The organism is Actinoallomurus oryzae (assembly GCF_039541955.1).
Lineage (GTDB): Bacteria > Actinomycetota > Actinomycetes > Streptosporangiales > Streptosporangiaceae > Actinoallomurus > Actinoallomurus oryzae.
In genome coordinates this window covers 598,062-622,712 of sequence record NZ_BAABHF010000009.1, presented here as the reverse complement: position 1 = coordinate 622,712, position 24,651 = coordinate 598,062, and the positions used below count along the sequence as shown (strand labels likewise).

23 protein-coding genes and 2 pseudogenes are annotated in these 24,651 nt (G+C 70.7%); 10 read left to right on the top strand and 15 right to left on the bottom strand.

Annotated elements, in window-relative coordinates; genetic code table 11:
* Positions 1-101: 101 nt before the first annotated feature.
* Positions 102-599 carry an NUDIX hydrolase gene (locus ABEA10_RS04745; protein ID WP_345457957.1) on the bottom strand — a complete coding sequence of 166 codons (498 nt, stop codon included), beginning with the start codon at positions 597-599 and terminating at the stop codon, positions 102-104.
* Between the two features lie 5 nt (positions 600-604).
* Positions 605-1,318, bottom strand: coding sequence for an HAD family hydrolase (locus ABEA10_RS04740; protein ID WP_345457954.1), 714 nt, complete (start codon positions 1,316-1,318; stop codon positions 605-607).
* Between the two features lie 172 nt (positions 1,319-1,490).
* Between ABEA10_RS04740 and ABEA10_RS04735 the strand changes: the two genes are divergently transcribed.
* Positions 1,491-2,303, top strand: coding sequence for an SAM-dependent methyltransferase (locus ABEA10_RS04735; RefSeq protein ID WP_345457951.1), 813 nt, complete (start codon positions 1,491-1,493; stop codon positions 2,301-2,303).
* A gap of 42 nt (positions 2,304-2,345) precedes the next feature.
* Here the strand turns inward: ABEA10_RS04735 and ABEA10_RS04730 are convergent, their stop codons facing one another.
* Positions 2,346-2,966, bottom strand: a complete 621-nt coding sequence (locus ABEA10_RS04730; protein WP_345457948.1) for a sigma factor-like helix-turn-helix DNA-binding protein — start codon at positions 2,964-2,966, stop codon at positions 2,346-2,348.
* Between the two features lie 77 nt (positions 2,967-3,043).
* Here ABEA10_RS04730 and ABEA10_RS04725 point away from each other — a divergent pair, with 77 nt between their 5' ends.
* Positions 3,044-4,438 carry an IS110 family RNA-guided transposase gene (locus ABEA10_RS04725; protein ID WP_425550859.1) on the top strand — a complete coding sequence of 465 codons (1,395 nt, stop codon included), beginning with the start codon at positions 3,044-3,046 and terminating at the stop codon, positions 4,436-4,438.
* Between the two features lie 10 nt (positions 4,439-4,448).
* The gene (locus ABEA10_RS04720) at positions 4,449-4,940 is read left to right on the top strand and encodes an SMI1/KNR4 family protein (protein WP_345457943.1); all 492 of its coding nucleotides are present in this window, start codon (positions 4,449-4,451) and stop codon (positions 4,938-4,940) included.
* 156 nt (positions 4,941-5,096) lie between these two features.
* On the opposite strand, the pseudogene ABEA10_RS04715 reads toward ABEA10_RS04720, so the two are convergent.
* From ABEA10_RS04715 to ABEA10_RS04705, 3 genes and pseudogenes are all read right to left on the bottom strand, one after another.
* Positions 5,097-5,423 (bottom strand): annotated as a pseudogene (locus ABEA10_RS04715) (sigma factor); the annotation flags it as partial.
* A pseudogene (locus ABEA10_RS04710) lies at positions 5,398-5,980 on the bottom strand (alpha/beta hydrolase fold domain-containing protein). The pseudogenes ABEA10_RS04715 and ABEA10_RS04710, both read right to left, overlap by 26 nt.
* Complete coding sequence (locus ABEA10_RS04705) at positions 5,977-6,201, bottom strand: hypothetical protein (RefSeq protein WP_345457940.1); 225 nt, start codon at positions 6,199-6,201, stop codon at positions 5,977-5,979. Before ABEA10_RS04705 ends, ABEA10_RS04710 begins: the two are co-directional and overlap by 4 nt.
* 65 nt (positions 6,202-6,266) lie before the next feature.
* Between ABEA10_RS04705 and ABEA10_RS04700 the strand changes: the two genes are divergently transcribed.
* Together ABEA10_RS04700 and ABEA10_RS04695 are read left to right on the top strand one after the other, a co-directional pair.
* Positions 6,267-7,226, top strand: coding sequence for an NAD(P)/FAD-dependent oxidoreductase (locus ABEA10_RS04700; protein ID WP_345457937.1), 960 nt, complete (start codon positions 6,267-6,269; stop codon positions 7,224-7,226).
* Positions 7,223-7,852, top strand: a complete 630-nt coding sequence (locus tag ABEA10_RS04695; RefSeq protein ID WP_345457934.1) for an SAM-dependent methyltransferase — start codon at positions 7,223-7,225, stop codon at positions 7,850-7,852. Before ABEA10_RS04700 ends, ABEA10_RS04695 begins: the two co-directional genes overlap by 4 nt.
* On the opposite strand, the gene ABEA10_RS04690 is transcribed toward ABEA10_RS04695, so the two are convergent.
* The 4 genes from ABEA10_RS04690 to add all read right to left on the bottom strand — a co-directional run bounded on the left by ABEA10_RS04690 (position 7,842) and on the right by add (position 11,672).
* Positions 7,842-8,534: a choice-of-anchor P family protein gene (locus ABEA10_RS04690; protein ID WP_345457931.1), complete on the bottom strand. Its 693-nt coding sequence runs from the start codon at positions 8,532-8,534 to the stop codon at positions 7,842-7,844. The two genes, ABEA10_RS04695 and ABEA10_RS04690, sit on opposite strands and share 11 nt — an antisense overlap.
* A 175-nt stretch (positions 8,535-8,709) precedes the next feature.
* On the bottom strand, positions 8,710-9,639 hold the full coding sequence (locus tag ABEA10_RS04685) for an LLM class F420-dependent oxidoreductase (protein ID WP_345457928.1): 930 nt from the start codon (positions 9,637-9,639) through the stop codon (positions 8,710-8,712).
* Between the two features lie 102 nt (positions 9,640-9,741).
* On the bottom strand, positions 9,742-10,602 hold the full coding sequence (locus ABEA10_RS04680; protein WP_345457926.1) for an aldo/keto reductase: 861 nt from the start codon (positions 10,600-10,602) through the stop codon (positions 9,742-9,744).
* A 59-nt stretch (positions 10,603-10,661) separates the two neighbouring features.
* The gene (gene add / locus ABEA10_RS04675; protein WP_345457923.1) at positions 10,662-11,672 is read right to left on the bottom strand and encodes an adenosine deaminase; all 1,011 of its coding nucleotides are present in this window, start codon (positions 11,670-11,672) and stop codon (positions 10,662-10,664) included.
* 722 nt (positions 11,673-12,394) lie between these two features.
* On the opposite strand from add, the gene ABEA10_RS04670 reads away from it, so the two are divergent.
* Entirely contained in the window at positions 12,395-13,390 is a 996-nt protein-coding gene (locus tag ABEA10_RS04670) for a chaplin family protein (RefSeq protein ID WP_345457919.1), read from the top strand.
* A 204-nt stretch (positions 13,391-13,594) separates the two neighbouring features.
* On the opposite strand, the gene ABEA10_RS04665 is transcribed toward ABEA10_RS04670, so the two are convergent.
* Entirely contained in the window at positions 13,595-14,143 is a 549-nt protein-coding gene (locus ABEA10_RS04665) for an SMI1/KNR4 family protein (protein ID WP_345457916.1), read from the bottom strand.
* A gap of 645 nt (positions 14,144-14,788) precedes the next feature.
* On the opposite strand from ABEA10_RS04665, the gene ABEA10_RS04660 reads away from it, so the two are divergent.
* Positions 14,789-16,027: an NlpC/P60 family protein gene (locus ABEA10_RS04660; RefSeq protein ID WP_345457913.1), complete on the top strand. Its 1,239-nt coding sequence runs from the start codon at positions 14,789-14,791 to the stop codon at positions 16,025-16,027.
* Positions 16,028-17,059: 1,032 nt separating this feature from the next.
* A complete protein-coding gene (locus ABEA10_RS04655) occupies positions 17,060-17,665 on the top strand; it encodes a LuxR C-terminal-related transcriptional regulator (protein ID WP_345457910.1) in 606 nt (201 codons plus the stop codon).
* Between the two features lie 12 nt (positions 17,666-17,677).
* Here the strand turns inward: ABEA10_RS04655 and cphA are convergent, their stop codons facing one another.
* Together cphA and ABEA10_RS04645 are read right to left on the bottom strand one after the other, a co-directional pair.
* Positions 17,678-20,335 carry a cyanophycin synthetase gene (gene cphA / locus ABEA10_RS04650; protein ID WP_345457907.1) on the bottom strand — a complete coding sequence of 886 codons (2,658 nt, stop codon included), beginning with the start codon at positions 20,333-20,335 and terminating at the stop codon, positions 17,678-17,680.
* A gap of 3 nt (positions 20,336-20,338) precedes the next feature.
* Positions 20,339-21,169 carry a cyanophycinase gene (locus ABEA10_RS04645; RefSeq protein ID WP_345457905.1) on the bottom strand — a complete coding sequence of 277 codons (831 nt, stop codon included), beginning with the start codon at positions 21,167-21,169 and terminating at the stop codon, positions 20,339-20,341.
* A gap of 417 nt (positions 21,170-21,586) precedes the next feature.
* Between ABEA10_RS04645 and ABEA10_RS04640 the strand changes: the two genes are divergently transcribed.
* Positions 21,587-22,228 (top strand): hypothetical protein, encoded by a 642-nt coding sequence (locus ABEA10_RS04640; protein WP_329249457.1) that lies wholly within the window; start codon positions 21,587-21,589, stop codon positions 22,226-22,228.
* 249 nt (positions 22,229-22,477) lie between these two features.
* On the opposite strand, the gene ABEA10_RS04635 is transcribed toward ABEA10_RS04640, so the two are convergent.
* Positions 22,478-22,990 (bottom strand): NUDIX domain-containing protein, encoded by a 513-nt coding sequence (locus ABEA10_RS04635; protein WP_345457901.1) that lies wholly within the window; start codon positions 22,988-22,990, stop codon positions 22,478-22,480.
* A gap of 186 nt (positions 22,991-23,176) precedes the next feature.
* Here ABEA10_RS04635 and ABEA10_RS04630 point away from each other — a divergent pair, with 186 nt between their 5' ends.
* Complete coding sequence (locus tag ABEA10_RS04630) at positions 23,177-23,782, top strand: hypothetical protein (RefSeq protein ID WP_345457898.1); 606 nt, start codon at positions 23,177-23,179, stop codon at positions 23,780-23,782.
* A 57-nt stretch (positions 23,783-23,839) separates the two neighbouring features.
* Here the strand turns inward: ABEA10_RS04630 and ABEA10_RS04625 are convergent, their stop codons facing one another.
* On the bottom strand, positions 23,840-24,640 hold the full coding sequence (locus tag ABEA10_RS04625; RefSeq protein ID WP_345457895.1) for a GntR family transcriptional regulator: 801 nt from the start codon (positions 24,638-24,640) through the stop codon (positions 23,840-23,842).
* Positions 24,641-24,651: the final 11 nt, after the last annotated feature.

Sequence of the window (24,651 nt, the reverse complement as noted above, 5' to 3'; positions counted from 1 at the left end):
CTGTGCCCGGCCATCATTCGGCACGGCGGGCCGCCTGGCGTCGGCCGAGGAGCGGCATCCGGACTACGCCGATACGCGTAGCGGACGCCACGGCGGGCGACTCATCGAGTCTGTTCGGGGCGCGTGTGCAGCGCGACGGCCGCATCGATGATCTGGGTGCCGCCGGGAGGAGGACGGGTCGTATCCCACCAGCAGACGGCGCTGATCTCCTGGTTGGGGATGAAGAAGTCCTGAGGGCGGCTGCCGACGTGGCCGGTGTGGACGGCGGCGTATTCGTCGCGCGGTGGAGCGGTGAGCCGGAAGCGCGCGTACCCGGCCAGAGTGAGAGCGGGCAGGTGCAGGCCGCTCTCCTCGCGCAGTTCCCGTACGGCCGCCTGCAGCGGGGTCTCCCCGGGTTCGATCCCGCCGCCCGGGAGTTCCCACTGGTGACGGAAGCGGTCGAAGACCAGCAGCAGCCGCGGGCCGTGCCAGACCGCGACCAGCGAGGCGGGCATCGGCGCGTCGCCGGGCACGCCGGAGACCTGCGAGGCGGGAAGGAACGCGGTCAGGGCGTTCCCCGTCTTCTCGTCCAGGACCAGGGCCCGATCCCCGTCGTCCATGGCGCTCACCGATCGATCGCAGTCAGGAGGGCGGGCAGGTCGCGGAGGGTCCGGATGGCCGGTGGACGCGCCGGCCCGGTGTCGTCGCCGCGGTTCAGCCAGATGCCGTGCAGCCCGGCGTCGGTGGCGGCGATGGCGTCGGTACGGAGCCGGTCCCCGACGTAGGCGACCTCGTCCGGCGCGAGGCGGAGCCGGGTGCAGGCCGTGTGGAAGATTTTCGCGCTGGGTTTCGCGGCACCGGCCTCGCTGGAGGCGATGACGTCCGGGAGTTCGTCCGCGAGCCCGACGTGGCGGAGTTTCCCGCGCTGCTGGCCGGCGTCGCCGTTGGTCAGGACTCCCAGGCGCAGACGGCGACCGCGTGTGGCGAGCGCTTCGAGCGCCGGGCGGACGTCGGGGTAGACCCGCCAGGCCGCCTCGTAGCGGCGCAGGTAGCCGGCGAACCAGGCGTCGGCCTGTCGGGCGTCCCAGGAGCCCAGGCCGAGTTCGGCGGCGAGGGAGGTGACCCGCAGGCGCCGCTGTTCGGTGAAGGTGAGCTCTCCGGCCAGGTAGCGATCCATCGCCAGTTCTTCGAGGTGTCTCCACCGCCGTACGTGCTCGTGGTCGGCGCGCCGTACGCCGGGGGTGGCCCGGAGAGTTTCGACGAGTGCGACCTCGGCGGCGGTGTCGTGGTCGATCAGCGTCCCGTCCAGGTCGAACAGGACGGCCTTCACCGAAGTCATCGTCGATCCTCTCGTGTCGCCCCGTCCGAGGTTGCCATTTCGCCGCCGGTGGCGGTGGTTCGATGTCATGTGTGCGAAGAAGCGGCAACACATCCCGAACGTGTCGATCTGGCGGGATTATGCGGGTTACGCTCGGGGAACACGATCGGGTGCGCAGAGCGGAGGGGTCACCGTGAAAGACAAGCCGGCTGTTCCCGAACCGCAGCCACACTGGGCGCTCGACACCGGCGTGCCGCACACCGCCCGCGTCTGGAACTACTTCCTCGGCGGCAAGGACAACTTCGCCTCCGACCGCCAGGCCGGCGAGCGCATCGCCAAGGTCAATCCGCCCGTCCTCGAACTCGCTCGCGCCTCGCGCGCGTTGCTCGTGCGCGCCGTCCGCCACCTGACCGCCGAGGCCGGGGTCAGGCAGTTCATCGACATCGGCACCGGGTTGCCCACCTTCAACAACACCCACGAGGTCGCCCAGGGGATCGCCCCGGAGTCGCGCATCGTCTACGTCGACAACGACCCGCTGGTGCTGGTGCACGCCGAGGCGCTGCTCACCAGCACGGAGGCCGGCGTCACCCACTACGTCGAGGCCGACCTGCACGACCCCGACACGATCCTGCGCGAGGCGGCGAAGGTCCTCGACTTCGACCGGCCGATCGCGATCATGCTGATCGCGATCCTGCACCACATCGACGACACCGACGAGGCGCGGAAGATCGTACGCCGGCTGGTGGACGCGGTGCCCTCGGGCAGTCACCTGGCGCTCGCCCACGCCGTGCACAGCGAGACGATGGACGAGGGCGCGCGGCAGTGGAACAAGGTCGGCAGGCCTCCGCTCACCCCGCGCAGCCCCGAGGAGATCGAGAGCTTCCTCGACGGCCTCGACCTGCTGGAGCCGGGAGCCGTCACGACGACGCGCTGGCGCCCGGGCGAGGTCAACCTCGGCGTCACGCACGACGTGGACCAGTACGCCGCCGTCGGCCGCAAGCCCTGACCGGGCCACCGGCGCGGAGGCCCCACCCGCCCGGATGACCGGTCACCCACTCATCTCGGGCGGGAGGCCGAACCCGGCGACCAGGCCGGCGCCGCCGCCGAAGACGAGGATGCGGGCGATGCCCGTCCTGGTCACGGTGAGGACGCCCAGTCCGTACGCGGCGCCGTCGCGGTAGGCGGCCGCGGCCGGCTGCCCGTTGGCGAAAGTGGGGGTCATCCGCCAGTCTCCCGGCGACCCGATCACGTCGTGCAGGAACCGCAGGCAGGCCGAGCGCCCGGAGAACCAGGTGCGGGTGCCGACCAGCTCTATCGCGGCGTCGGCGCGGAGAGCGCGTTCGAGTGCCGCGACGTCGGCCTTCTCGAAGCCGGCGACGTACTGGTCGAGCAGTGCCCGCGCGTACGGCTCGGTGGGCTCGATGAGCTTCTCCCGGCTGGGGGACACATCGTCGAGCCGGGCACGGGCCCGCTGCAACGAACTCTTGACCGCCGCGGTGGTCGTGTCGAGCATGGCCGCGACCTCGGCGGCCGGGAAGGCGAGCACCTCCCGCAGGATGAACACCGCACGTTGCCGTGCGGGCAGATACTGCAGGCCGGCGATGAGCGCGAGCCGCAGGCTCTCGCGCGTGGCGACGATCGTCGCGGGATCCTCCGGCTGCGGGATCACGAGTGCGTCCGCGATCGGCTCGTTAGGCGATCCTGTTCTGGCGGTCCTTTGCGGGCCGTCACCTCTCGGCCCGGTGGGTGCACAGCCTGCGATCGGTCAGCCGCTTGACGGCTTGCGACAGTGTTGCCGGCCCCGCCGGGACGAGGGCGTCCGGACTGGCATCAGGGAATCGCCCCACGAGGGCCGCAGTAACGAGCTTCCGGCAGGCGTCCTCTCTGCGACAGAGGGGTGTGGTTCTCTTCCCTCTGGAAGGACGCGAATTGCAACACACGGTCGGTTGGGACTGGGGTAGCCGGACCCACTCGGTGACAGTGCTGGACGCTACGGGCGGCAAGGCGGCTCGGTGGACGCTCCCACACACCGAGGCTGGGCTCACCAGCACGCTGCGGCGTTTGGCGGACTACGGCGACGCTGGTGATCTGCGGGTCGCGATCGAGACGAGCAAGGGCCTGGTGGTCGATCGGCTGCTGGCGGCCGGACATCCGATCGTGCCGATCCACCCAGGGATGTTCAACGCGATGCGGCCCCGGTGGGGAGCGTCCCGCGCGAAGAGCGATAGCGCCGACAGCTTCATGCTGGCCGACTTGCTGCGCACCGATGGTCATCTCTTGCGGTCGCTGGCGCCGACCGAGACGACCACGCTGGAGCTCCAGGCGCTGTCTCGGCAGCGCAGCGATTTGGTCGCAACCCGCACCAGCTTGACGAACCAGCTGCGGGCCTTGCTGGAAGCGCACTGGCCGGGAGCGACCCGGCTGTTCAAGAACATCGAGGCAGGGATCTCGCTCGCGTTCTTGGAACGTTTCCCGACCCCGCAAGCCGCCGCGAAACTCACGCCGGCCAAGATGGATGCCTTCTTGCGCCGTCATGCCTACACCGGCGGCAAGACCGGGGCCGAGCTCCTCGAACGGCTGCGGACCGCGCCTAGGGCCGCCAGCAGGGTCAGCCCCGAGATCGTCACCGTCATGGTGAACACCCAGGTCGGGCAGGTCCGTGCGATCGTCGAGGCCATCAAATCCCTGGAGTCGACCACCAAACAGGTCTTGGACGCCCACCCCTATGCCGAGCTGTTCCAGGCACCACCGCGAGTCGGGACGGTGAACCTGGCGCAGATCATCGGAGAAATCGGGCCCATGCTGGAACGTGGCCTGACCGCTGAGCAGCTCGCGGCCGAGGTCGGCATGGCCTCGGTCACCCGGGCCAGCGGCAAGGTCCACTCCGTTGGCTTCCGGCATGCCGCCAACCGGGCTGCTCGCAAGGCCCTGCACACGTTCGCCGACAACAGCCGTCATGACGACCCGTGGGCCGCTGACCTCTACCGACGCGCTCGTGACCGAGGCAAACGCCATCCCCAGACCGTTCGCATCCTCGGCCGGGGCTGGCTCCGGATCATGCACGCTTGTTTCCGGGACGGCACACCTTACGATCCCGCCATTCACCACTCCCGTCACCGACCCGCGTCCGCTGAAACATAGGCTTCCGGCCATGGCGAAGTTCGAGCACGTCAAAGCCTCCTTCTGGGACTCGGGTACGTACGGGGTTCAACCGCCGTTGACCGACGCCCTGATCCACCAGGCCGAAGAACTCCTCTCGGTGAATCTGCCGCCCGAGTTGCTGGAACTGCTACGCCTGCGCAACGGCGGCCCCGTCTCCGACGCATGGAATGCCTTCCCCACCCAACAACCCACCTCCTGGAGCCTCGATCACGTCCCCTTCACCGACCTGCACGGCATCGGCCACAACGGACACTCAACGACCCTCCTCGACAGCCCCTACCTGACCACCGAATGGGACCTGCCACCCCGACTCGTGCTGCTCTCCGGCGACGGCCACTACTGGATCGCCCTGGACTACCGCACCCAGCCGGAACCAAGCGTCACCTGGTTCGACACCGACCTGGACGCTGAACTGCGCCTCGCCGCCGACTTCCGCACCTTCATCGAAGGACTCATGCCAGCAGAAGACCTGGCCGGCTGACCCCCAGCGACAGCCAAGGAAGAGCTGCCGCGGCGCTTCCGGTCCTCGCTACGCTGCGGTCCGGGTCACCTTGCCACCGAATAACCCGGGCTCCTCAATGTGGCACCTGAACAGCAGAAACCATTGACGACCGCGCCACCAGCTTGACTCAGGGAACTGTAGCCACGCGACCTCGGGATCGGCGGGGTCCGGCGGGGCGTCCGGATCGGCGGCGGGGCCGGCGAGGCCGGACGGCAACGCCCGCCGACCGCGCTGCCGCAGCGCGGTCAGGCAGGCATCGGTGGCGATGCGGTACAGCCGGACCCGCAGCGACGATCGGCCCTCGAACGTCCCGTTCGACCGCCATGCCCGGAGGTAGGTCTCTTGCACCAGGTCCTCGGCCTCATCCGCCGAACCGAGCATCCGGTAGCAGTGCGCCAGCAACTCGCGTCGGAACGGCTCAGTGAGGCGGCCGAACTCACCGGCGTCGAGCGCCTTCGTCACCGCCGCCCCCTGGTCGATCACGCGACATCCCGAAGGCCGAGTCTGGGCCGTACCCAGGCGGCCATTCTCCGGATCGCCTCGTCGGCCTCCGGGCCCGGCCGGCGGCCATCTGGAAGGTGTGCTGCATGCCGGGGAAGACGTCGAGCCGGACGTCGACTCCGGCCTTGCGGGCGTGCTCTTCCAGCCGGCGCGCGTCGTCCAGCAGCGCTTCGTCCCCTCCCACCTGGATGTAGGTCGGCGCGAGGCCGGACAGGTCGGCGTACAGCGGGTTGGCCAGCGGGTCGCGGGGGTCACCGTCCGCGCCCAGAAAGTCATCCGCCAGCGCGCGTACGAGGTCCCGCCTGAAGAAGGCGTCGCGCTCCCGGTTGGTCTCGTAGGACTCTCCGACGGCCTCCATGCCAACCCAGGGCGAGAACGGCAGCGCCGCGGCCGGGAGAGGCAGCCCCTGCTCGGGCCCGCAGCTGCGTAGTGATCACCAGCCCACCGCCGGCCGAGTCGCCGGCGAAGGCGACGTGGCCGGCGCGGAATCCCTCGTCGAGCAGCCAGCGGTACGTCATCGTCGCCTCGTCGACCTGCGTACCGCCCACATCGCGGGCAGGCCGCCCGCGACGACCCCGGTGTAGTCGACCTCAGGTGGTTCCGCCGTCAGATCTCCCCACTCCTCGTCGCCCGGCGCTTCGGCCGGCGTACGTGCCCGCCAGCCGTCGTCCGTACGGGGCGCGGTGAAGCGGTAGCGCTCGCCCACCGCGAAGGACGGCGTGGTGTCCGAGACGAACACAGGCACTTTGCTGAATCAGCAAAGATGTTTGTCGTGTGGGGCGACGGGGGCGCACCATCATCGGCATGACGCAACAGACATACGAAGTGGTCGTGATCGGCGGTGGGGCGGCCGGTCTGGGCGGGGCACTGGCCCTGGCACGGGCGCGGCGCAGGGTCCTGGTCATCGACGCGGGTCGTCCGCGGAACGCCCCCGCGGACCAGGTGCACGTCTACCTGGGGCGGGAGGGAACGCCGCCGGAGGTCCTCCTGGCCGACGGCCGGCGCGAGGTCGAGGGGTACGGCGGTGAGATCCGATCGGGTGAGGTCGTGTCGGCCGAGCGCCGCGACACCGGCGGCTTCCGCGTCACCCTCGCGGACGGCTCCGTCGTCACGGCGGACCGCCTGCTCGTCGCGACGGGCCTGGTCGACGACCTGCCCGACGTCCCCGGACTGGCCGCACGCTGGGGCCGCGACGTGCTCCACTGCCCGTACTGCCACGGCTGGGAGGTGCGCGACCGGGCGATCGGCGTCCTGGCCACCTCACCGGTCGCGGTTCATCAGGCGTTGCTGTGGCGGCAGTGGAGCAAGAACGTGACCCTCTTCGCGAACGGCGTCGACGGGCTCGCGGACAACGAGGAACTGGCCGCCCGCGACGTCACCGTGGTCGACGGCCGGGTGACGGCGGTGGAGGTGGAGGACGACCGGCTCACCGGCGTCCGGCTGGAGGACGGGCGGGTGGTCGCCTGCGACGCGCTCACCGTCCCGCCCCTCATGACCGCCCGGGCCGGTGTGCTCACCGGTCTCGGGCTGGAGCCGGCCGAGCAGGAGATGGGCGGCCACGTCATCGGCACCTCCATCCCGGCGGACCCGACCGGAGCGACGGCGGTCCCGGGAGTATGGGTGGCCGGCAACGTGACCGGCCTGGCCGACCAGGTCATCGGCGCGGCCGCCGCGGGCGTACGGGCCGGTGCGATGATCAACGCGGACCTGGTGGCGGAGGAGACGCGCCGGGCCGTCGAGGCCCGCAGGGAGGGACGGCGATGAGCGCGGAAGAGTGGGACGCCCGGTACCGGGAGAGCGAGCGGCTCTGGAGCGGGAAACCGAACGACGTGCTGGTCCGTGAGGTCTCCGACCTGCCGCCGGGACGGGTGCTGGACCTGGGATGCGGTGAGGGCGGCGACGCCGTCTGGCTCGCCCGGCGCGGATGGCACGTGACCGCCGTCGACATCTCGCGCGTCGCCCTCGAACGCGCGGCCCGGCACGCGGTCGAGGCGGGCGTCGCCGAGCGGATCGACTTCCAGTGGCACGACCTCGCGAAGTCGTTCCCGGCCGGGGAGTTCGACCTCGTGTCCGCGCACTTCCTGCACTCCCCCGGCGACATGCCGCGGGAGGAGATCCTGCGGACCGCGGCCTCGGCCGTCGTACGCGGCGGGGTGCTGCTCATCGTCGGCCACGGGGGTCTCCCGCCGTGGGAACACGATCACGCCCACGTCCGGCTGCCGACCCCGCAGGACGTCCTGGCGGACCTGCGCCTCCCGGAAGGGCAGTGGGAGGTGCAGGTCTGCGCGGAACACGAGCGGATCCAGACCGCACCCGACGGAAAGCCGGCGACCCGTACCGACAACACGCTCAGGGTCCGGCGCCTGGCCGCGGAGGAGGTCAGCCGGTGACGGGGAGGTCGCTCGGCACCGGCGTGGGCACCGGCGCCTGACCGGGCGGGGTGCTCTGCGTCGGTGTCGGCGTCGGCTGCTGCGGCGGCGTGGTCTGACCGGCGGAGCAGGTGGCGGAGGAGATGTCGATCCTCTGGGCCTTGCCGGTCGCGAGCGCCAGCTTCACCTCCACCGCTGTGACGGTCAGGCTGCCGTCCGCATTGTGGACCTGTTTGTTGAGCACCACCGAGACCGATCCGACGCCCTGGACCGGCACCGTGACCGTGCTGTTCGGCGCCGCGTCCGCGGCGAGACGGTGGCCGGCGACCGAGGCCTTGACCAGGTGCGACGAGCCCTTGCCGCCGACGCACTTGGCCGTGATCAGGTGGGCCGACAGCGCGGCCTTGACCACCCTGAGGTCGACCACACTCGCGCGTGAGGCCGCCCCGGCGGCGGAGGTGTGCAGCACCTTGAGCTTCACCAGCGGGTTCGGGGGCAGCTGAGCGAGGCTCTTGTGGTGCGCCCCCGCCGACGAGGTGACCGCCGGGGTCTGCGGGATGTTGACCAGGCCGGTGGCGGACACGCCGAAGGCGGAGGCGGTGCCGGTGGCCGGGCTGGCCGAGGCCGTCGCCGCGAGTGCGGCCGGGACGGCGATCGCTGCGGCGACCGCTCCGGCGATCGCGACGCTTGCGGGGAGGGGCATCAAGCGCACAGTTGTCTCCTCGGGATGGAGGTACGGGTCAAGCTCTGCGCCTGTCCTCTACGCATCAGCGGGTGCTTCGGTTGCACGGTCCGCCGAAGTTCCTCGCACGCCTTGTCGCGTACCGGTCACAGAGTGCGTCTGGCGACAATTCGGGCGGTCGGCCCCGGCCACCCGCTCACACGCCGGCCGCGCGCGCCTTCTCGTACACCTCGGCGGCGACGTCCTTGAGCTCCTCGGCGTCGCGTGCGCTCGGCTGGAAGTCGACGATGATTTCCTCGAAGCCGATCGCGGCGAACGCGGCCAGGTCCTCGACGATCTGCTCGGCGTTTCCCTGGAAGGGGGCGCGGTCATCGCCCTCGTAGGGCTTGCGCGTGTACTGCGGGTTGGTCCGCAGCACCGTCTGGATCGGCGTGGTGCGCCCGCGCTCGGCCGCCAGTTCTCGTAGTTCGCGCCACTGGGTGGTGGCCTGCTCGACGCTGGTGGCGACGGGCAGCCAGCCGTCGGCGTGGTCGATGAGCCGGCGCTGTGCTCGCCTGCCGCCGGCGGCCAGGAGGATCGGGATCGGCCGGGCGGGTTTGGGTCCGACCACGGCCGGGGCGATCCGGGTCGTCCCGCCGTCGTAGGTCACCGGGTCCGGGCCCCACACCGCCCGGCAGACCTCGATGACCTCGTCCATCACCTGGCCGCGCTCCTCGAAGGGCCGGACGCCCGCGGCCGCGTACTCATCGAGGGACCAGCCCGTGCCGAAGCCGGCGATCACCCGGCCGCCGCTCGCCGCGTCCAGCGTGGCCAGCGTCTTGGCCAGCTGGAACGGTCCGTGCAGTGGTGCCACCAGCACGCTGGTGCCCAGCCGGGCGTGTTCGGTGACCGCCGCGGCGAGGGCCAGTGTCACCAGCGGCTCGGCCACCCCGCGGTAGGAATCGGGCCAGGGCATGCCGGGAACGCCGTACAGGCCCTGGGTCGCGGGCTCCGGGAACAGGGCCCGTTCGTAGGCCCAAAGACTCTCGTATCCGATCCGCTCGGCGGCGCGTGCGACGTCGGTCACGTCGCTGCCGAGGTCGTACTGATGGTTCTGCGGGAGGCCGAGTCCGAGTGCGGTCGCCATGATCCGTCAGCTCCTTCATGTAGTTGATAATTCAACTATATGCCGATGGACGGCCGTTTCACCGGTGGCGAACCCGCGCGAAGCTTCCGGGGCGGTGCGTGCTCAGACGAACAGCGGCTCGGCGGCGGACCGCTCGGCCAGCGCGCTCATCGCCTCCTCGTCCGGGGCGGCGGTGTAGCGGGAGGCGGCGTCGAGCACGCGCGGCAGCAGGCCGACGTCGCCGACGCTGTTCACGAAGATGCCCGGACGGCTGAGCGCCCACCAGACGGCCAGGTCGATGTCGTCCTGCCGCTCCAGCGGTTCGTACCAGGTCGACCGGGTGTGCGGGCGTTCACGCCAGTGGCGCAGCGCGATCGACTTGATCGTCTGTACCGCCACCCGCCGCTCCTGGCAGGTCTGGTGCAGCGCGTCGAAGTTTTCGGCGTAGTACGGGTTGCGCATGGTCACGTAGTTGTACGGCAGCAGCACCGAGTCGAAGTCGAACCGTTCGAGACTGCGCCGATGCGTCGCGGCGATCTGGGCGCCGTGACCGGTCACGCCGATGAAGCGGACGAGCCCCTCGTCTCGCGCCTCGATCGCCGCCTCCAGCGCGCCGCCCGGAGAGAGGGCGATGTCCCACTCGATGGGGTCGGCCAGGTTGTGCAGATGGAGCAGGTCGACGTGGTCGACACCCAGGCGTTCGAGCGAACGGTGGAGCTCCTCGCGGGCCGGGCCCGCCGTGCGCTCACCGGTCTTGGTGGCCAGGAAGAACCGGCCGGGCTCGCGGGCCAGCAGCGGTTTGAGCCGTACCTCGGCCTCGCCGTACGACGCCGCGACGTCGATGTGGTTCACGCCGTGTTCGAGCAGGACGTCGAGCGTCTCGTCGGCGACCCGCTGCGGCTCATTGGCGAGCGCCGCGGCGCCGAAGATCACTCGTGTGCTCAGGTGGCCGGTACGCCCGAACTCTGCCGTCTCGATCGCCATTGAACCCTCCCGTACCGATATGGGCGCCGGTGACGCTGATCGCCGACTATGAGGTCAACCTACGCCTTGTCCTGTGCCGGTCGTCCGGCGTCACGCAGCCACTCGTCGATCGCGCGGTGGATGCGCTCCTTGGTCGCCGCCGGGGCGAAGGACGCGTCGATGCCGCTACGGGACAGCTCGGCGAGTGCCGCGTCGTCGTAGCCGAAGGCCGTACGGACACGGGCGTACTCCTCGGCCAGGGAGGTGCCGGCCGTGGACGGGATGTCGGTGTTCAGCGTGACCCGCAGGCCGGCGTCGCGCAGCCGGGGCAGTGGGTGGGCGTCGAGCGACGCCGCGAGGCCGAGTGTCACGTTCGACGACGGGCAGACCTCCAGGGGAATGTCTCGTTCGCGCACCTCGGCGACCAGGTCCGGGTCGTCCAGCACGCGGATTCCGTGGCCCAGCCGCTCGGTACGGCCGACGGTGATCGCCTCACGGATGCTGTCCGGCCCGCACGTCTCCCCGGCGTGGTGCACCAGGTGCAGTCCGGCGTCGCGCGCCGCGTCGAGCACCTCGGCGAACGGCGCGAGCGGGTGCGCCTCGTCGCCGGCCAGCCCGACCGCGATGACCTCCTCGTGGGACTCGGCGAGCTTGACGGTGTGCCAGGCCCGTTCGACCGAACGCCGCCGGGAGTGGTCGAGGATCACCCGGCACTCGATGCCGTACCTCGCCTGGCCCTCGGCCAGCCCGTCCAGCACCGCCTCCAGCGGCATGCCGAGGTCGCCGAGCCGCTCGCCGTGCGAGGCCGCCGTGAACGTCACCTCGGCATAACGCGTGCCCTGCGCCGCCTCGTCCGCGCAGTACTCGACGGCGACTCGCCGGAAGTCCTCCGGCCGGCGCAGGCAGGTGCGGATGAGCGTGTTGTGGTCGGCGAACTGGCGGAACCCGTCGAAGACCGGCGGGCCGTCCTCCGGCAGCGACGGCACCGGAACCCCGGTGGCCTCGCCGATCTCCCGCAACGTCGTCCACCGGATGGTGCTCTCCAGGTGGACGTGCAGGTGGGCCTTGGGCAGGAGCGTCAGGTCACGCATGGGACAAGCATCGCGCACGACGCGGATCCCCTGGGCGGGGGCCCGGGTGGACCGGCGGCGTACGGCTGGTGGCATTTCGGCCTTGGTGGCTTTGGAGAAATACGGCTGCTGCTTCCGGTGAATGGGCTGAATAATCCGATACTGGCCGGTGCTCCGCACCGCTTCATTGGATGGCTGGATGAGTAATGAGAGCGCCAAATTCTGCAACCCCGTACCGGGTCGGATATGACTCGTTGTTTGCTTTGTCCGGCGAATTCATGGACCGCCCGCGACGTGATCTTTTCCAATCTCGCCGCAGGTGTGGGGCTGTTTTACGTATCTCGATCGGGCCTTACGAACGTCACTGGGGCCGGTGTTAATGTTGCGTTCGTTCAGCATCGAGGTACGACGTTTCTGAGATCACCGGCCACTTGGAGGGTGTGTGAAGCGGCAAAGGCTGAAGATGTGGACGACACCTGTCGTCGGCGGTATTAGCCGCCAATGCCTCACGCTGTTCACCGCCGCCGCGTGGCCGCCTTTCCCCGAATGTAACTTTTCCACTGATGCCGCCGCACAACGTGCGCCGGTCGTGTCCGGGTCAAGAAGTCACTCTCCACGAGAACTCCGAGCGGTGATCCACATCGCCGGTTAACGCCGGGGCGGTGCGGAACAAGGGCCGCCGTACCGCCCGGGCGAGAACCTCCCGAACCACCAGTGAAGAAACCAACACCCTTGGGGGAGACATGCACAAATGGACCGCTCGCGCCGCTCGGGTGGCGCTGGTCGCGGCCGCCGTCAGTGCGGCCGGCGTCGGCGTCGCCAATGCGGACGACACGACGGGCCACCAGAGCATCCTCGGCGGTAACCAGCTGCTCAACCACCTTTCGGTCATCGCGCCGATCGGTCTGTTCGGTAACCACGTCAACCTGCTGAGCTCGGTGGGTCCGGGCAACGGCTTCCGCTACGCGGACGTCCGCAAGGACGACGAGCCCACCCCGCAGGTCGACATCTGCGGTAACGCCATCGCGAGTGCGAAGGGTGTCGGTACGGCCGCGTGCAAGGGCGAGGCGAGCATCGGTGCCACCGAGGCCGCTCCGGCCTCGGCTGCTGCCCCTGCCGAGGCTGCGGCTCCTGCGGCGGCTCCGGCCGAGGCGGCGGCTCCGGCTCCGGCCATCGCGGGCCCGATGACCGGCGCTCCGGCCGCCGCCATCGGCGCTCCGGGCGGCGCGGCGGCTCCCGCGTCGAGCGAGCCCCAGGCTCCGGCGGCGTCGGCGGCTCCGGCGGCTCCGGCGGCTCCGGCGGCTCCGGCGGCGCCCGCGCAGGCCGCAGCCGCGCCCGTCACGGCTCCTGCCGCGGCTCCGGCCCAGGCTCCTGCCGCTGCTCCGGCTCCGGCTCAGGCGCCGGCCGCGGCTCCGGCTCCTGCCGCTGCTCCGGCTCCGGCCCAGGCACCGGCCGCCGCTCCGGCGGAAGCCGCGGCTGCGGCGCCTGTCGCCGCTCCGGCCGCTCCTGTCGCTCAGGCCGCGCCGGAGGCCCGTCCCGTCGAGATGAGCACCTCCGGCGAGAACGGTGTGCTCAGCGGCAACCAGGTCAAGGCGCCCGTGCACGCCCCGATCCGGGTCTGCGGCAACGCGGGCGCGCTGGGCGGCATGGCCACGGCCGCGTGCGACGGAAGGGCATCGAGCGGGCGTATCGGCGGTACCGCCGTCCGCGGGTTCGGCGTCGCGGGCCTGCTCGGCTGAACCTGACGCTCGGGCAGTTTCTCTGCATCGGCCGAATCATCTGTCCGTCCGCCCGGACCACCGGGCGGACGGACATTTCTTCGCCTCCGCACAGCCTCACACCCAGGCGTCCCGTGATCTCACCTCTCCCCATGCCGACCCGGCACTTCCCGCCCGCGCCGCACCTCGCTCGCCCCCTCCGTCTACTCCGCACCCGGAAGGACGTCAGCGGCTCTGGGTGATCGGGTAGGGGCGGAAGTCATCACCCTCGTCGCTCAGCTGGTGGGTGATGATCTCCGACTCGAACTCCCGGGAGAACAGACCGGCCAGGAACTCCGTGCACGTCATGGGGTAGAGCTCGCAGTCACCGAGGTCGCAGTGGAGGACGGCGACCGGCCAGCGCTCGGGCGGTTCACCGGGCCTCACGAGCCAGTTGAGGCTGTCCGCGTCGATGGTGTCGGCCCACACGACGAGCCTCAGGTCGTCCGCCGCCAGTTCGGCCGGTCGGTCGTCGAGAATCGACCACAGGCTGTCGAGGTCCCCCATGTGCCCGTCGTTGTACGTCACCAGTTCGCTGCCGATACGGGTAGGCGGCGGCACCAACAGTCCGACGTGATCGGAGAACTGACCGCCGCCGTAGACGTCCACGAGGTCCTTGTAGTCCTGGGGCAGCGGCAGACCCAGGCGCTCCTCCACAGCCGCCCAGTCGCGGTGGTGCCCGTCACCCGCCGGCGGGGGGATCAGTCGCCGGAGCCGGTCCAGCGGGGTGGCCATGGGAGTGCCTTTCTGCCGTTCGGTGTTTCGTCGGCGGAATCGTACCGCCGATGCGTCTTTTCCGTTTCCAGCCAGGTGGGGGGAACGGCTGGCGGAGGGTGGGGGCAGACGAGGTGAAATCCCGATCTCTCCGGTTCCCGTGACATGAATCCGGTCGCGACCACCTATCTCCGTCTGTTCTGCTTATTCTTACGGCGGAGGCGATGAAATTACATCGTTTCCCTTGCACTTCTCGTGCGGTGACCTTGGGCTCGATAAGGCGATCGAAAAACCTTCGGTTTACTTTTCCTGATTGGCGGCGGATCTAAATCCCGATGGTGAACCTTGCGGCGAAAAGAGGTGATGATACGGCGCTGAGAGCAGGGGGTATCTGCTGATGCGAAGAAAGGCTCACACGTACCCTTTGGAGGTCAGCGGATGGATTCGGTGGACCAGGCTGAGTCGCAAGGCTGGAGTCTCTGGGCCAAATTGGCCGCTCCAGCTTTACTGCGATGTCCTGTCCTCGGTATCAGCGCTGTGCTGGTCGTATCGACGCCGCTCGCCGCGGCGGCCCGCGCCCTGCCGCGTTCCCAAGAATTCGCCTCGGCCCAGCCAACGCAGCGACAGATGCGTGTCCTGCGTTCTTACGAGCGGTACTTGGCTCGGATGAAGGCACAGACCGTCAAGGCGCGCAAGGCGGTGCGGTTCGCCTACCGCCAGGTCGGAAAGCCCTACCAGTGGGGCGGCGCCGGCCCGCGCACGTACGACTGCTCCGGCCTGGTGATGGCCGCCTGGCGCAAGGGCGGCCTGCGGCTGCCGCACCGGGCCGACCTTCAGCACCGGATGATCCGCAGAAAGGTGAGCCTGAAGCACCTGCGTCCTGGTGACCTCGTGTTCTTCTCGGGCGACCACCACGTCGGCATCTACGTCGGACGTCATCACTTCCTGCACGCGCCGCACACCGGTGCCCGGGTCCAGCGCGGAACGCTGTCCGGGTGGCGGCTGCGCACCTTCGCCGGAGCGGCCCGTCCGGGAGCACCGGCCTACCACGCGTGGCCGCACTGGGTGCGGACGCTCGCCAAGCATCACGAGACCAAGAAACACTCGCACGGCGCACCCCACCGGAGGCACGCCGATGCTCACACGGACGACCCGACCGGCACGCAGGCACAGACGCCGGGCACCCAGCCGGAGACGCCGGGCACCCAGCCGGAGACGCCGGGCACCCAGGCGGTAGCACCGGGCACCCAGCCGGAGACACCGGGCAGCCAGCCGGAGACACCGGGCAGCCAGCCGGAGACACCGGGCAGCCAGGCGGTGACACCTGGCACGCAGGCGCAGATGCCCGGCGCCCAGGTGAAGACGCCGAGCACGCCGGCGCAGACGCCCGGCACGCAGGTGCAGACGCCCGGCGGGCAGTCCGCGCAGGCGCCCGCCGCCGAGCCGGTCCAGCAGGAGGTTCAGGGGCCCGAGGACGACCAGGCCGGTCCGTACGAGGCCGCGCAGCCGCCTGCTTCTCCATCGGCTTCTGCGGTGGCACCGCCGCAGGGGAGCTGGCGGGCCCGGCAGCCGGCAGCGTACGCGCCGTCCGCCGGCTCGAGCCTGCTGTCCATTCCGCTGCTCAGGTTGTCGGCGCCGAGGGGACATCACCACGATGACCCCGCACCTCGCCCCGGTACGCAGCCGGGGGCGCACACCGGGACACGGGGCGGTCCGCGTACCGGAGCGCACACCGGCGGGCGGCGACACCGGCCGCGGGTATCGGTGCGGCGTCAGAACGACGAGCAGCGGTTCGATCGCGACTTCAGCGACGGCGGCCACTACGGCAACGAGTACGGAGACGATGACGGCGGCGCCGGCGACGACGGCATCGACCTGCGCTCACTCCTGGGAGACGCTCTCTGAGCGAGGCCCGTCGACCGGAAGTACGGCCGAGACCGGACATCCCCGTTGGTGCGGAATGATTCACATTCTTGGGGGAAGAGTCGAGGTCAAGCCGTAGGTCGGCGGGGGGCGGAAAATGGCCGAGAGCGTTCGTTGTCCGGGGTCGCCGCGAAAGGCGCCCCGGACAACGGCCCGCGGGAACCTTCCGCACCCGCTCGCTCCGCCACGGCCGCTAGCACCACCACCGCGCGCTCCGGCACGGTCCGCTCCGGTACGGTCCGCTTCGGCGTCGTCTGCTCCGGCACGGTCCGCTTCGGCACCGTGCGCTCCAGCGCCGCCCGCTCCAGCGGGGTCCGCTTCGGCGCAGACGGCATCGGAGGCCTCCGGGGAGCCTGCCCGGCAGGGTGCGGAATCGTCCGGCGGTCTTCTGCCCGATCCGGGGGAGCGCGACCGCCCGCGCTTATGCGCGTCGTGTCTGCGCCCGGCGCTCGGGTACGCCGTCCGCCTCGTGCTCACCGTGTTCGGTCTGGTGCTGGCGTTCTCCGCGTTCGAGGCGCTGTCACAGGCCGGCGCCGAGACACGCGCCGAGGCCCGTCCCCCGCACACGAGCAGCCGCACGCAGGGCGCGCTCCCCGGCCGATCCGGAACGAGCCGCCACGCCGCCGTCTCCCATCCGGCGCGGTCCACCCGCACGCGACGGCTCCCGCACCACGTGACTCGGCCGCACATGGCGCCGCGACGGCCGTACACCGCGCGGCGACGGTCGCATACCGCGCCGCGGCGGACGTCGGAACCACTCGGCCGTCGGTCGGCCGCGCGCTGGCCGTACGACCCCCGAAGACGCACCGGCCGCCACGGCTCGTGTGGAACGCGAGATCATCCGGCCGATGAGACGCCGACCCGCCTGGCCGGTGCTCCCGTTGATGGGATCGGACTGATCACGAATCGGCCGGCGCGCAGCGGCATGGCCCTGCCACCGGCGACCCCGCTCCAGGCCGGCGCGCGCCGGGAAGGCGACGCCGGTGACGATCGTCCGCGAAGGGGGAGCGACTCGTGATCCGTACGCTCGTCGCCGAGCACGTGCACCTGTTACGTATCGGCCTGGTCGCCTATCTCACCCGGGAACCGGGGATCGAGGTCGTCGCCGAGCTCGAGAAGGCCGACCGGCTCGTCTCCACCGCAGCCGAGCTGAAGCCCAGAGTCGCCGTCATCGACGTCGAGCTGCCGCCGGAGGGAGGGTCCGCCGTGGCCGGGCTGCTGGTGCGAACGCTGCCCGCCTGCGCCACGGTGATGCTGGTCGGCCGGGACGATCCCGGGCACCTCAGCCGTGCCATGTCCGTACGCCCCCTGGGCCTGATCAGCCGGGAGGCGCCGGTCGAACTGCTCACCTGGTGCGTGCGCCGGGTGGCGTCCGGCCGCCGCGTGGTCGACCCGGACCTCGCCCGCACCGCCCGCACCATCGACGAGAACCCGCTCACCCACCGCGAGCGGCAGATCCTGCGGATCGCCTCCGCCGGCGCCTCGACGGCGGAGATCGCCGCCGAACTGTCGGTCAGCGCCAAGACGGTGCGCAACCACCTGTCCCGCGCCTTCGTACGGATCGGCGCGCGCAACCGGATGGACGCCATCCGCATCGCGACCGAGCGCGAATGGCTCTGAGACGCCGGGAGGTCAGCGGGGGGTCTGCGACGTCGGAGTCGGTGCGGCGCCGAGCGTCTGCAGCAGGTCGGCGACGGGCTGGAGCTTCTCGTACAGCAGCAGGAGGGGTTCGCCGGGGGTGGTGAGGCCGAGCGCGATGCCGACCGCGTCCTTCAGGTCGCCGGCGGTGTGGATCCGCACGTCCGGCCGTTCCTGCGTGAGCCCGTCGATGATGAGCCTGGTCATCTCTCCGGAGCGCCGGCCGCGCAGGTCCTCGTCCTCGTACACGACGACGCGGTCGAAGGACCGCGCGAGCTCGCGCGCCGTCTCCATCACCAGGTCGTCGCACCGGTCGCCCGGCAGCGTCACGGTCGCCACGCCGTCACGCCCCCAGACGCGTCGCAGCAGTCCGCCCACTGCCGCGACCGCCGCCGGGTTGTGCGCGTAGTCGACGATGACCGGGGTCTCCTCGACGCGGAAGGAGCAGCCGCGGCCCGGGTTGCACCGGTGCGGATCGAAGGTCAGCAGCCCTCGGGCCACCAGGCTCATCGGTACGCCGAGCGCGCGAGTGGCCGCGGCGGCGGCCAGCGCGTTGGCGATCATGTAGTCGGCCTTGCCGCGGAAGGACCCGGCGACGTCGCCGACCGGCAGCAGCGCGCGGGTCCGGCCGCCTTCGGCCTCGACCAGCCAACCGTCCTCGGTGTAGTACGCGACGCCACCGGCGCGGAGGTGCCGGGAGACGATGTCGTTCGTCCCGGACTGGGCGAAGTAACGCACCACCGGCTTGCGCCGCCGTACGGCCGGGCGTTCGGCGAACGCCGCGACCCGCGGGTCGTCGGCGTTGAGCACGATGTGGCCGCCGGGCCGGATCTCCTCGGCGACCAGCGCCTTGATCTCGACGAGGTCCTCGACCGTGTCGATGTCGTCGACGCCGAGATGGTCGTCGCTGATGTTGGTGATGACGGCGACGTCGGCGCGGTTGTAGCCGAGCCCTCGGCGTACGATGCCGCCGCGCGCGGTCTCCAGTACGGCCGCCTCGACCGCGCGGTTGCCCAGCACCATCTGCGCCGACCGGGGGCCCGACGCGTCGGCCTTGTAGATCAGCTCGTCGCCCACGTACACGCCCTCGGTCGTGCTCATGCCGACCTTGCGGCCGTCCTGGCCGAGCAGGTGCGCGACCATCCGTACGGTCGTGGTCTTGCCGTTGGTGCCGGTGACGGCCACCAGGGGGACACGTGCGGTGGCGCCCGGCGGGTACATCTGGTCGATGATGTCGGCCGCGACGTCACGTGAGCGGCCCTCGTACGGCGCGAGGTGCATGCGGAGCCCCGGCGAGGAGTTCACCTCGATCACGCCGACTCCGGTCGACTCCGGCGGGATCGGCGCGCCGATGTCGGGCAGCCGCAGGTCGATGCCGCACACGTCCAGCCCGATGGTCGCCGCCACCCGGCGGCACAGCCGGACCACGTCGGGGTGCATGCGATCGGTGACGTCCTTGCTGGTGCCGCCGGTGGACAGGTTCGCGTTGCGGCGCAGCGTGACGATCTCACCGTCGGCCGGCACGCAGCCCGGATGCAGGCCCCGGGCGGCGAGGTGGGCCAGCTCGGTGTCGCCGAGAGTCAGGCGGGTCAGCGGACGATCGTGTCCCTCGCCGCGCAACGGGTCGGTGTTGGCGAGGGCGACCAGCTCGGCGATGGTGGACCGGCCGTCGCCCGTCACACGCGCCGGGCTCAGCTCGGCGGCGGCCGCGACCCGGTCGCCGACCACGAGCACGCGGTGATCGCGGCCCGGCACGTAGCTCTCCACGAGGACGTCCTCGCACACGGTCGCGGCCTCACGGAAGGCGGCGCTCACCTCGGCCGGGTCCGACAGCTCGATCGAGACCTTCTCGCCGTGGTGGCCGGACAGCGGCTTGACCACGACCGGGCCGCCGATCTCGGTCAGGACCGCCACGGCCTCCTCGGCGGAGGTCACGATGCGCCCGCTGGGCACGGGCAGCCCGGCCTCCTCCAGCAGGCACTTGGTCAGCATCTTGTCCGCCGCGGCCTCCATCCCGACCGCCGAGGTGCGGTCGGTCATGGCCGCCCACACCATCCGGCGGTGCTTGCCGTGGCCGAGCTGCAGGAGGTTCAGGTGGCCCATCCGGCGTACCGGGATGCCACGGCGGCGCGCCGCCTCGGCGAGCGCGGCGGTGCTGACGCCCAGCCGGGACTGCCCGTACGCGGAGGAGATGGCGGTCAGCTCCGGGTCGAGCACCGGCGCGCCGCCCTCCAGCAGCTCGGTGACGGTGCGCATGGCGAGCCGCAGCAGCCGCTCCACGATCGGGTCCTCGGGCGGTTCGTCGCGCGGGCATTCGAGGATGACGTCGTAGCGTCCCGGCGCGCCCGCCCAGACCGTACGGCCGAAGAAGACCTCCCGGCCGACCATCGAGGACAGCTCCAGCGTCACGTGCTCGGTGACGTGCCCGAAGTAGGTGCCGCGGCCCATCGCCTCCAGCAGGCCGCCCGGCCGCCCGGCCGAACAGTGGTGCTCGGTGAGGCCCGGCAGCAACGGCACCAGCCGGTCGGCGAAGCCGGGGAAGTCCGTGGTCTCCCGGCCGGTGAGCTCTTCCAGCTCCAGGCGGGCGATCGCCACCGGCCGCGAGACGTAGAGATTGGGACCGCCGAGCCAGCGCAGATGGTCCAGGTGCACGGCTTACTCCTCTTCTTCCCGTGTAGGGCCGAACCACGGTTTGCGCTGCTCCAGGTCGAAACAGCAGCCGGCCGGAAGGAGATGCAGACGAACGTCGAACAGCGCCATCGGGTCGTTCGCGGCATGGTCCTGCGCGACGGTGGCCCGATCGGCGTCCACGACGGTGACCACGCCACGGCCGATCACCTCGAAACGGTCGCCGTCGACGACGATCGCGGTGTCCTCGTCGATGCCGACGCCGAGGTACCGCACGTCGAGGGCGATGCCGCTGAGCAGCCGTGGCAGCCGGCCGCGTTCGGCGAAATGCATGTCGATCAGGACGTTGCCGAGCAGGTCGAGTCCCGGCCCGATGCGGACCGACGATGTCCTGACCGACCCTCCGTCGCCGCCGAGGATCATCCAGCGGCCCAGCGCGGTGGCGCCCGCGCTGGTGCCGGCGATCACGAGGCCGTCCTCGTGGAGCCGGCGGTGGAGGAGGACGTTGGTCTTGGAACCGACGAGCATGCTGAGCCGTGACTGGTCGCCCCCGCTGATCAGCACGCCGGTCGCCTGCTCGAGCATGGTGAGCGAGGCGGGATCGTCGGCGGTCGTGCGCCCGATGAGCCGCAGCTCTGTCACGGACGGGACTCCGAGGCGCCGGAACACCGTGGTGTACTCGGCGGTGACCTGTTCGGGAACGCCGGTGGCGGTGGTCACCACGACGATGCGTGAACGACGTGAGCCGGAGAGGCTGACGAACTCCTCGAGCGGTCCGGTGCCGCAGGTGCGGTTCTCCCTGCCGCCGATGACCAGGAGCCGGCCGCTGCCGGTCCTCCCCTCCGTTATGTCGGTCACGACAGCTAGCTACCCTCTTGTCACAGCAAGTAGTCGCCGACTGTGACACCGGGCATGGTGCGGTTTTCTTGGCCAATTGTCTGCCGAAGCGGGTGATTCGCCGGAAGTATGGTCCGGCTTCGCGCGGCGCGAGGAGGGCTTTTTGAGATACCGGATGGTATTTCGCTGAGCGCTATCCAGGAGGCGACGGTCCCCTTACTTCGGAGATCGCGGTGAACCAACGCTCCGCCCTGCGCGTCTAAGGGGCGCATGATTCCTGAGATCGTGGGGGTGGCCGCAGGGACGTACGGGAAAAGGCGGCGTGGTAACCCTCCGAGAGGCACACTCACTCCGAAGTGGAGCGAATGGGGGCGGACGGCCCAGTTCGTTTTGGAGGTGCCCATGTCGTGCACGAACGGTTTCGGCAATGTTCGTCTTATGTACCGTCTTGTCCTGGCGGTCGACGTCGAGAAGTACAGCGCGCGTGACGCGCGAGAACAGCTACGAGCGCAGACGGAGCTGAAACGCATCCTCAACATCGCCGCCCAGAACGCCGGACTCGACCAGCGCCACTGGTACGAGCAGGTGAGCGGAGACGGTGAGCTGGTGGTGCTGCCCGAGGACGTGGACGTCTCCGCCGTCGTCGGGGACTTCACGCACCAGCTCGAGACGGTCCTCGGCGAGGTCAACCGCAAGGTCGTGGGCGGGACGCGGCTGAGGCTGCGGGTCGCGATGCACCACGGCACGCTGACGCCCGGCCCGTTCGGGCCCGCGGGCGACGCGCCGATCGTGGTCAGCCGGCTCCTCGACGCCAAGCCGCTGCGCCGGCTTCTCGCCGATCAGCAGGACCGCGACCTGGCGCTCATCGTCTCGCAGAGCCTCTACCAGGACGTCGTCCGCACCGGGTTCTGCTCGCTCGACCCCGAGGAGTTCCAGCCCGTACGCGTGAACGCCAAGGGCATCCAGTACCACGGCTTCGTCCGGCGTCCCGATCAGGTGCGGATGGCTCCGGCGGCGACGCTGCGACCGGTCAGCGGAGGCGGCGCGGCACTCGTCGCGCTGCCCGGCGGCCGCGCCTGATCCGTCCACGCCATCCCCGCATGGCCTACGCTCACCGATTTCTCCACGTTCCCGGTCGGTCAGCCGCCCGCGCGCCGTCGCGGCGCGCGGCGGCCGCCGGCCGTTTCTGCGCTGACAACGGCAAAGGCTCGCATTTCTCCGGACGTTGAATAGGGGTTTCTGGGGTAGACGCCTTGTGAATACCTTTTAGGGGATTTGCGATATCTGACGCCGGTGGCGCACGTTATCTCGTGCGGCCTCGCGTCGGTGTTACGGGTGGCGTTCTCCGGCCGGCCGGCCGTCCTCCAGTGAGATCGCCGTTCCGGCGGCGACCGCCCCCAGGCACGCCGCGATCCGGCGGGCCAGCGGAGCACTCGCCAGCTCGGGCACACGACCGGCGTCGACGAAGGCGTACGAGGCGAGTTCGTCGGCCTGCAGGCGGATCCTCGCGATGTCGGCCGCGGTCAGCACGCCACCGTCGTAGACGAACATCATCCCCTCGGGGCGCTCCGGCCGCGACGGCACCCAGTCGACCGCCAGCACCCGTCCGACCGGGCGGTCCAGTCCGAGTTCTTCCAGCACCTCGCGACGGCACGCCGCCGTCGGCGACTCCTCCTGCTCGACCACGCCGCCCGGCAGGTCCCAGGTCGGCTTGTACGTCGGCTCCACCAGCAGCACCCGTCCGGCCGCGTCGCGGAACAGCGAGCCCGCGGCCATGCGCTTACGCGCCAGGGACGCGACGTACTGATCCGGCGGCAACACTCCTGATCTGCCAGAACTCATCCGGCGAGGCTACCGGGCGCCGCCGCTGCGCATCCGCCAACCGGCCGGACCGGCCGCCGCCGGATTGACGATCATCGATCTCACCGGCAAGGTTCCGGAGTGCACGACCGCCGGTTTCAAGAGTCCGAGAAGAAGCCGACCGAAGACGCCCGGTCCTGGCCGAAGGAGTGACCGTGCCCCCCACCTGTGCCTCCCGCGACCGGTAACGGCGGCCAGGGGCCGGGCGAGGCGTGGGTGTTCGCCCGGACCACCGGCGCCGGCGGGCTCGGTCACACCGGATGGGCCGTCAAGCTGCCCGAGGACGACACCTACATGTTCGGCGCCACCGAATCCGTGCCCACGGGCAAGGGCGACAACGGCGGGCGCGGCAAGGCCTGGATCCTCAAGGGCAGGGAGAACGGCACCTGGGTCATGACCGGAACCCGCGACCAGATGCTGCGGACCTTCGGCGACCCGACCGCCGACCCCTACGTCGCCGCGATCACGCCCTGGGCCAAGCCCTACGACAAGTGCCGGTGCCAGGCGACCGCCGTCGCGAACGTGGTCGCGGCCACGATCGCCGTCGCCGCGAGCAAGAACGCGGGCTACCTACTCGTCTTCAACAACTGCCTCGGCAACACGATCAAGATTCTGCGCGCGTACGGCGCGCTCCGGCTCCCCGCGGCGACGTACCTTCGCGCTCTGCCGAACAACTGGTTCAAGAGCCTCACCGAGCCCTGGGGCCCGATCCGGGAACTCGGCCACGCCGGCGACCGGCCGTCCGTCCTCCCGAATCCCGCCGCATGGCTCTGACCCGGCATTTCGCGGCGGCGAGCATCTTCCGCCGGGCGGAGCGAGTGGTGACCGGGGCTACGCGGGGCCGGGGACGTCGAGATGAGGCTCCGGCACGTCGCCGAGGTTGTAGTAGAGCTGGTTGCGGTCGGCCGGGTAGACCGTGACGGTGAATCGCATCGGCTCGCCGGTGGTGGCGTACACGGTGCGGGAGAGTTCGATCAGGCTGACGCTCACGTTGTCCGGCAGGCCGAAGAACACCGACTCCTGCCGGCCGGGAGGGCGTGCGGCGATGAGGTCCTGGTAGCCCGCCTGCGTGAGTTGCAGCGCGCCCTCGAGGTACTTGGCCACGCCCTCGCCGACGTCGACGGCGTCGACGAGGCGTTCGGCGCCCCGGTTGACGAACTCCATGGGGTAGAAGGACGTCTGCAGCGACCACGGGGCGTCGTCGATGAAGCGCTCCTGGTACCGGCTGACCACCCGCGCGCCCTCGGTGAGCTGGAGCTGGCGGGCGACGAGGCCGGTGGCCTTGCGGATCTCCACGCGCGGGTCCGAGGTGCTCGGCCGGCGGTTCTGGACGCGGGCGCTCGCGACGTACGCGCCGCCCTCGTCGTCGGCGCTCCCGAAGCCGTGCCGCGGGGACAGCTCGACGGCGAACGGAGTGATCTTCCGGGAGACGAACGTGCCGCGGCCCGGCTGGGCGACGACGAGCTGCCGCTGGGTCAGCCACTTGATCGCGTCGCGCACCGTGTTGCGCGAGGCGTCGTACTCGGCCTGGAGCTCGAGCTCGGTCGGGAGCTGCGAGCCGCGGGGGATCTCACCGCTGTCGATCTTCTTGACCAGGTCGTCGGCGATCGCACGCCACTTTGACCCTGCCATCATCACTCCTC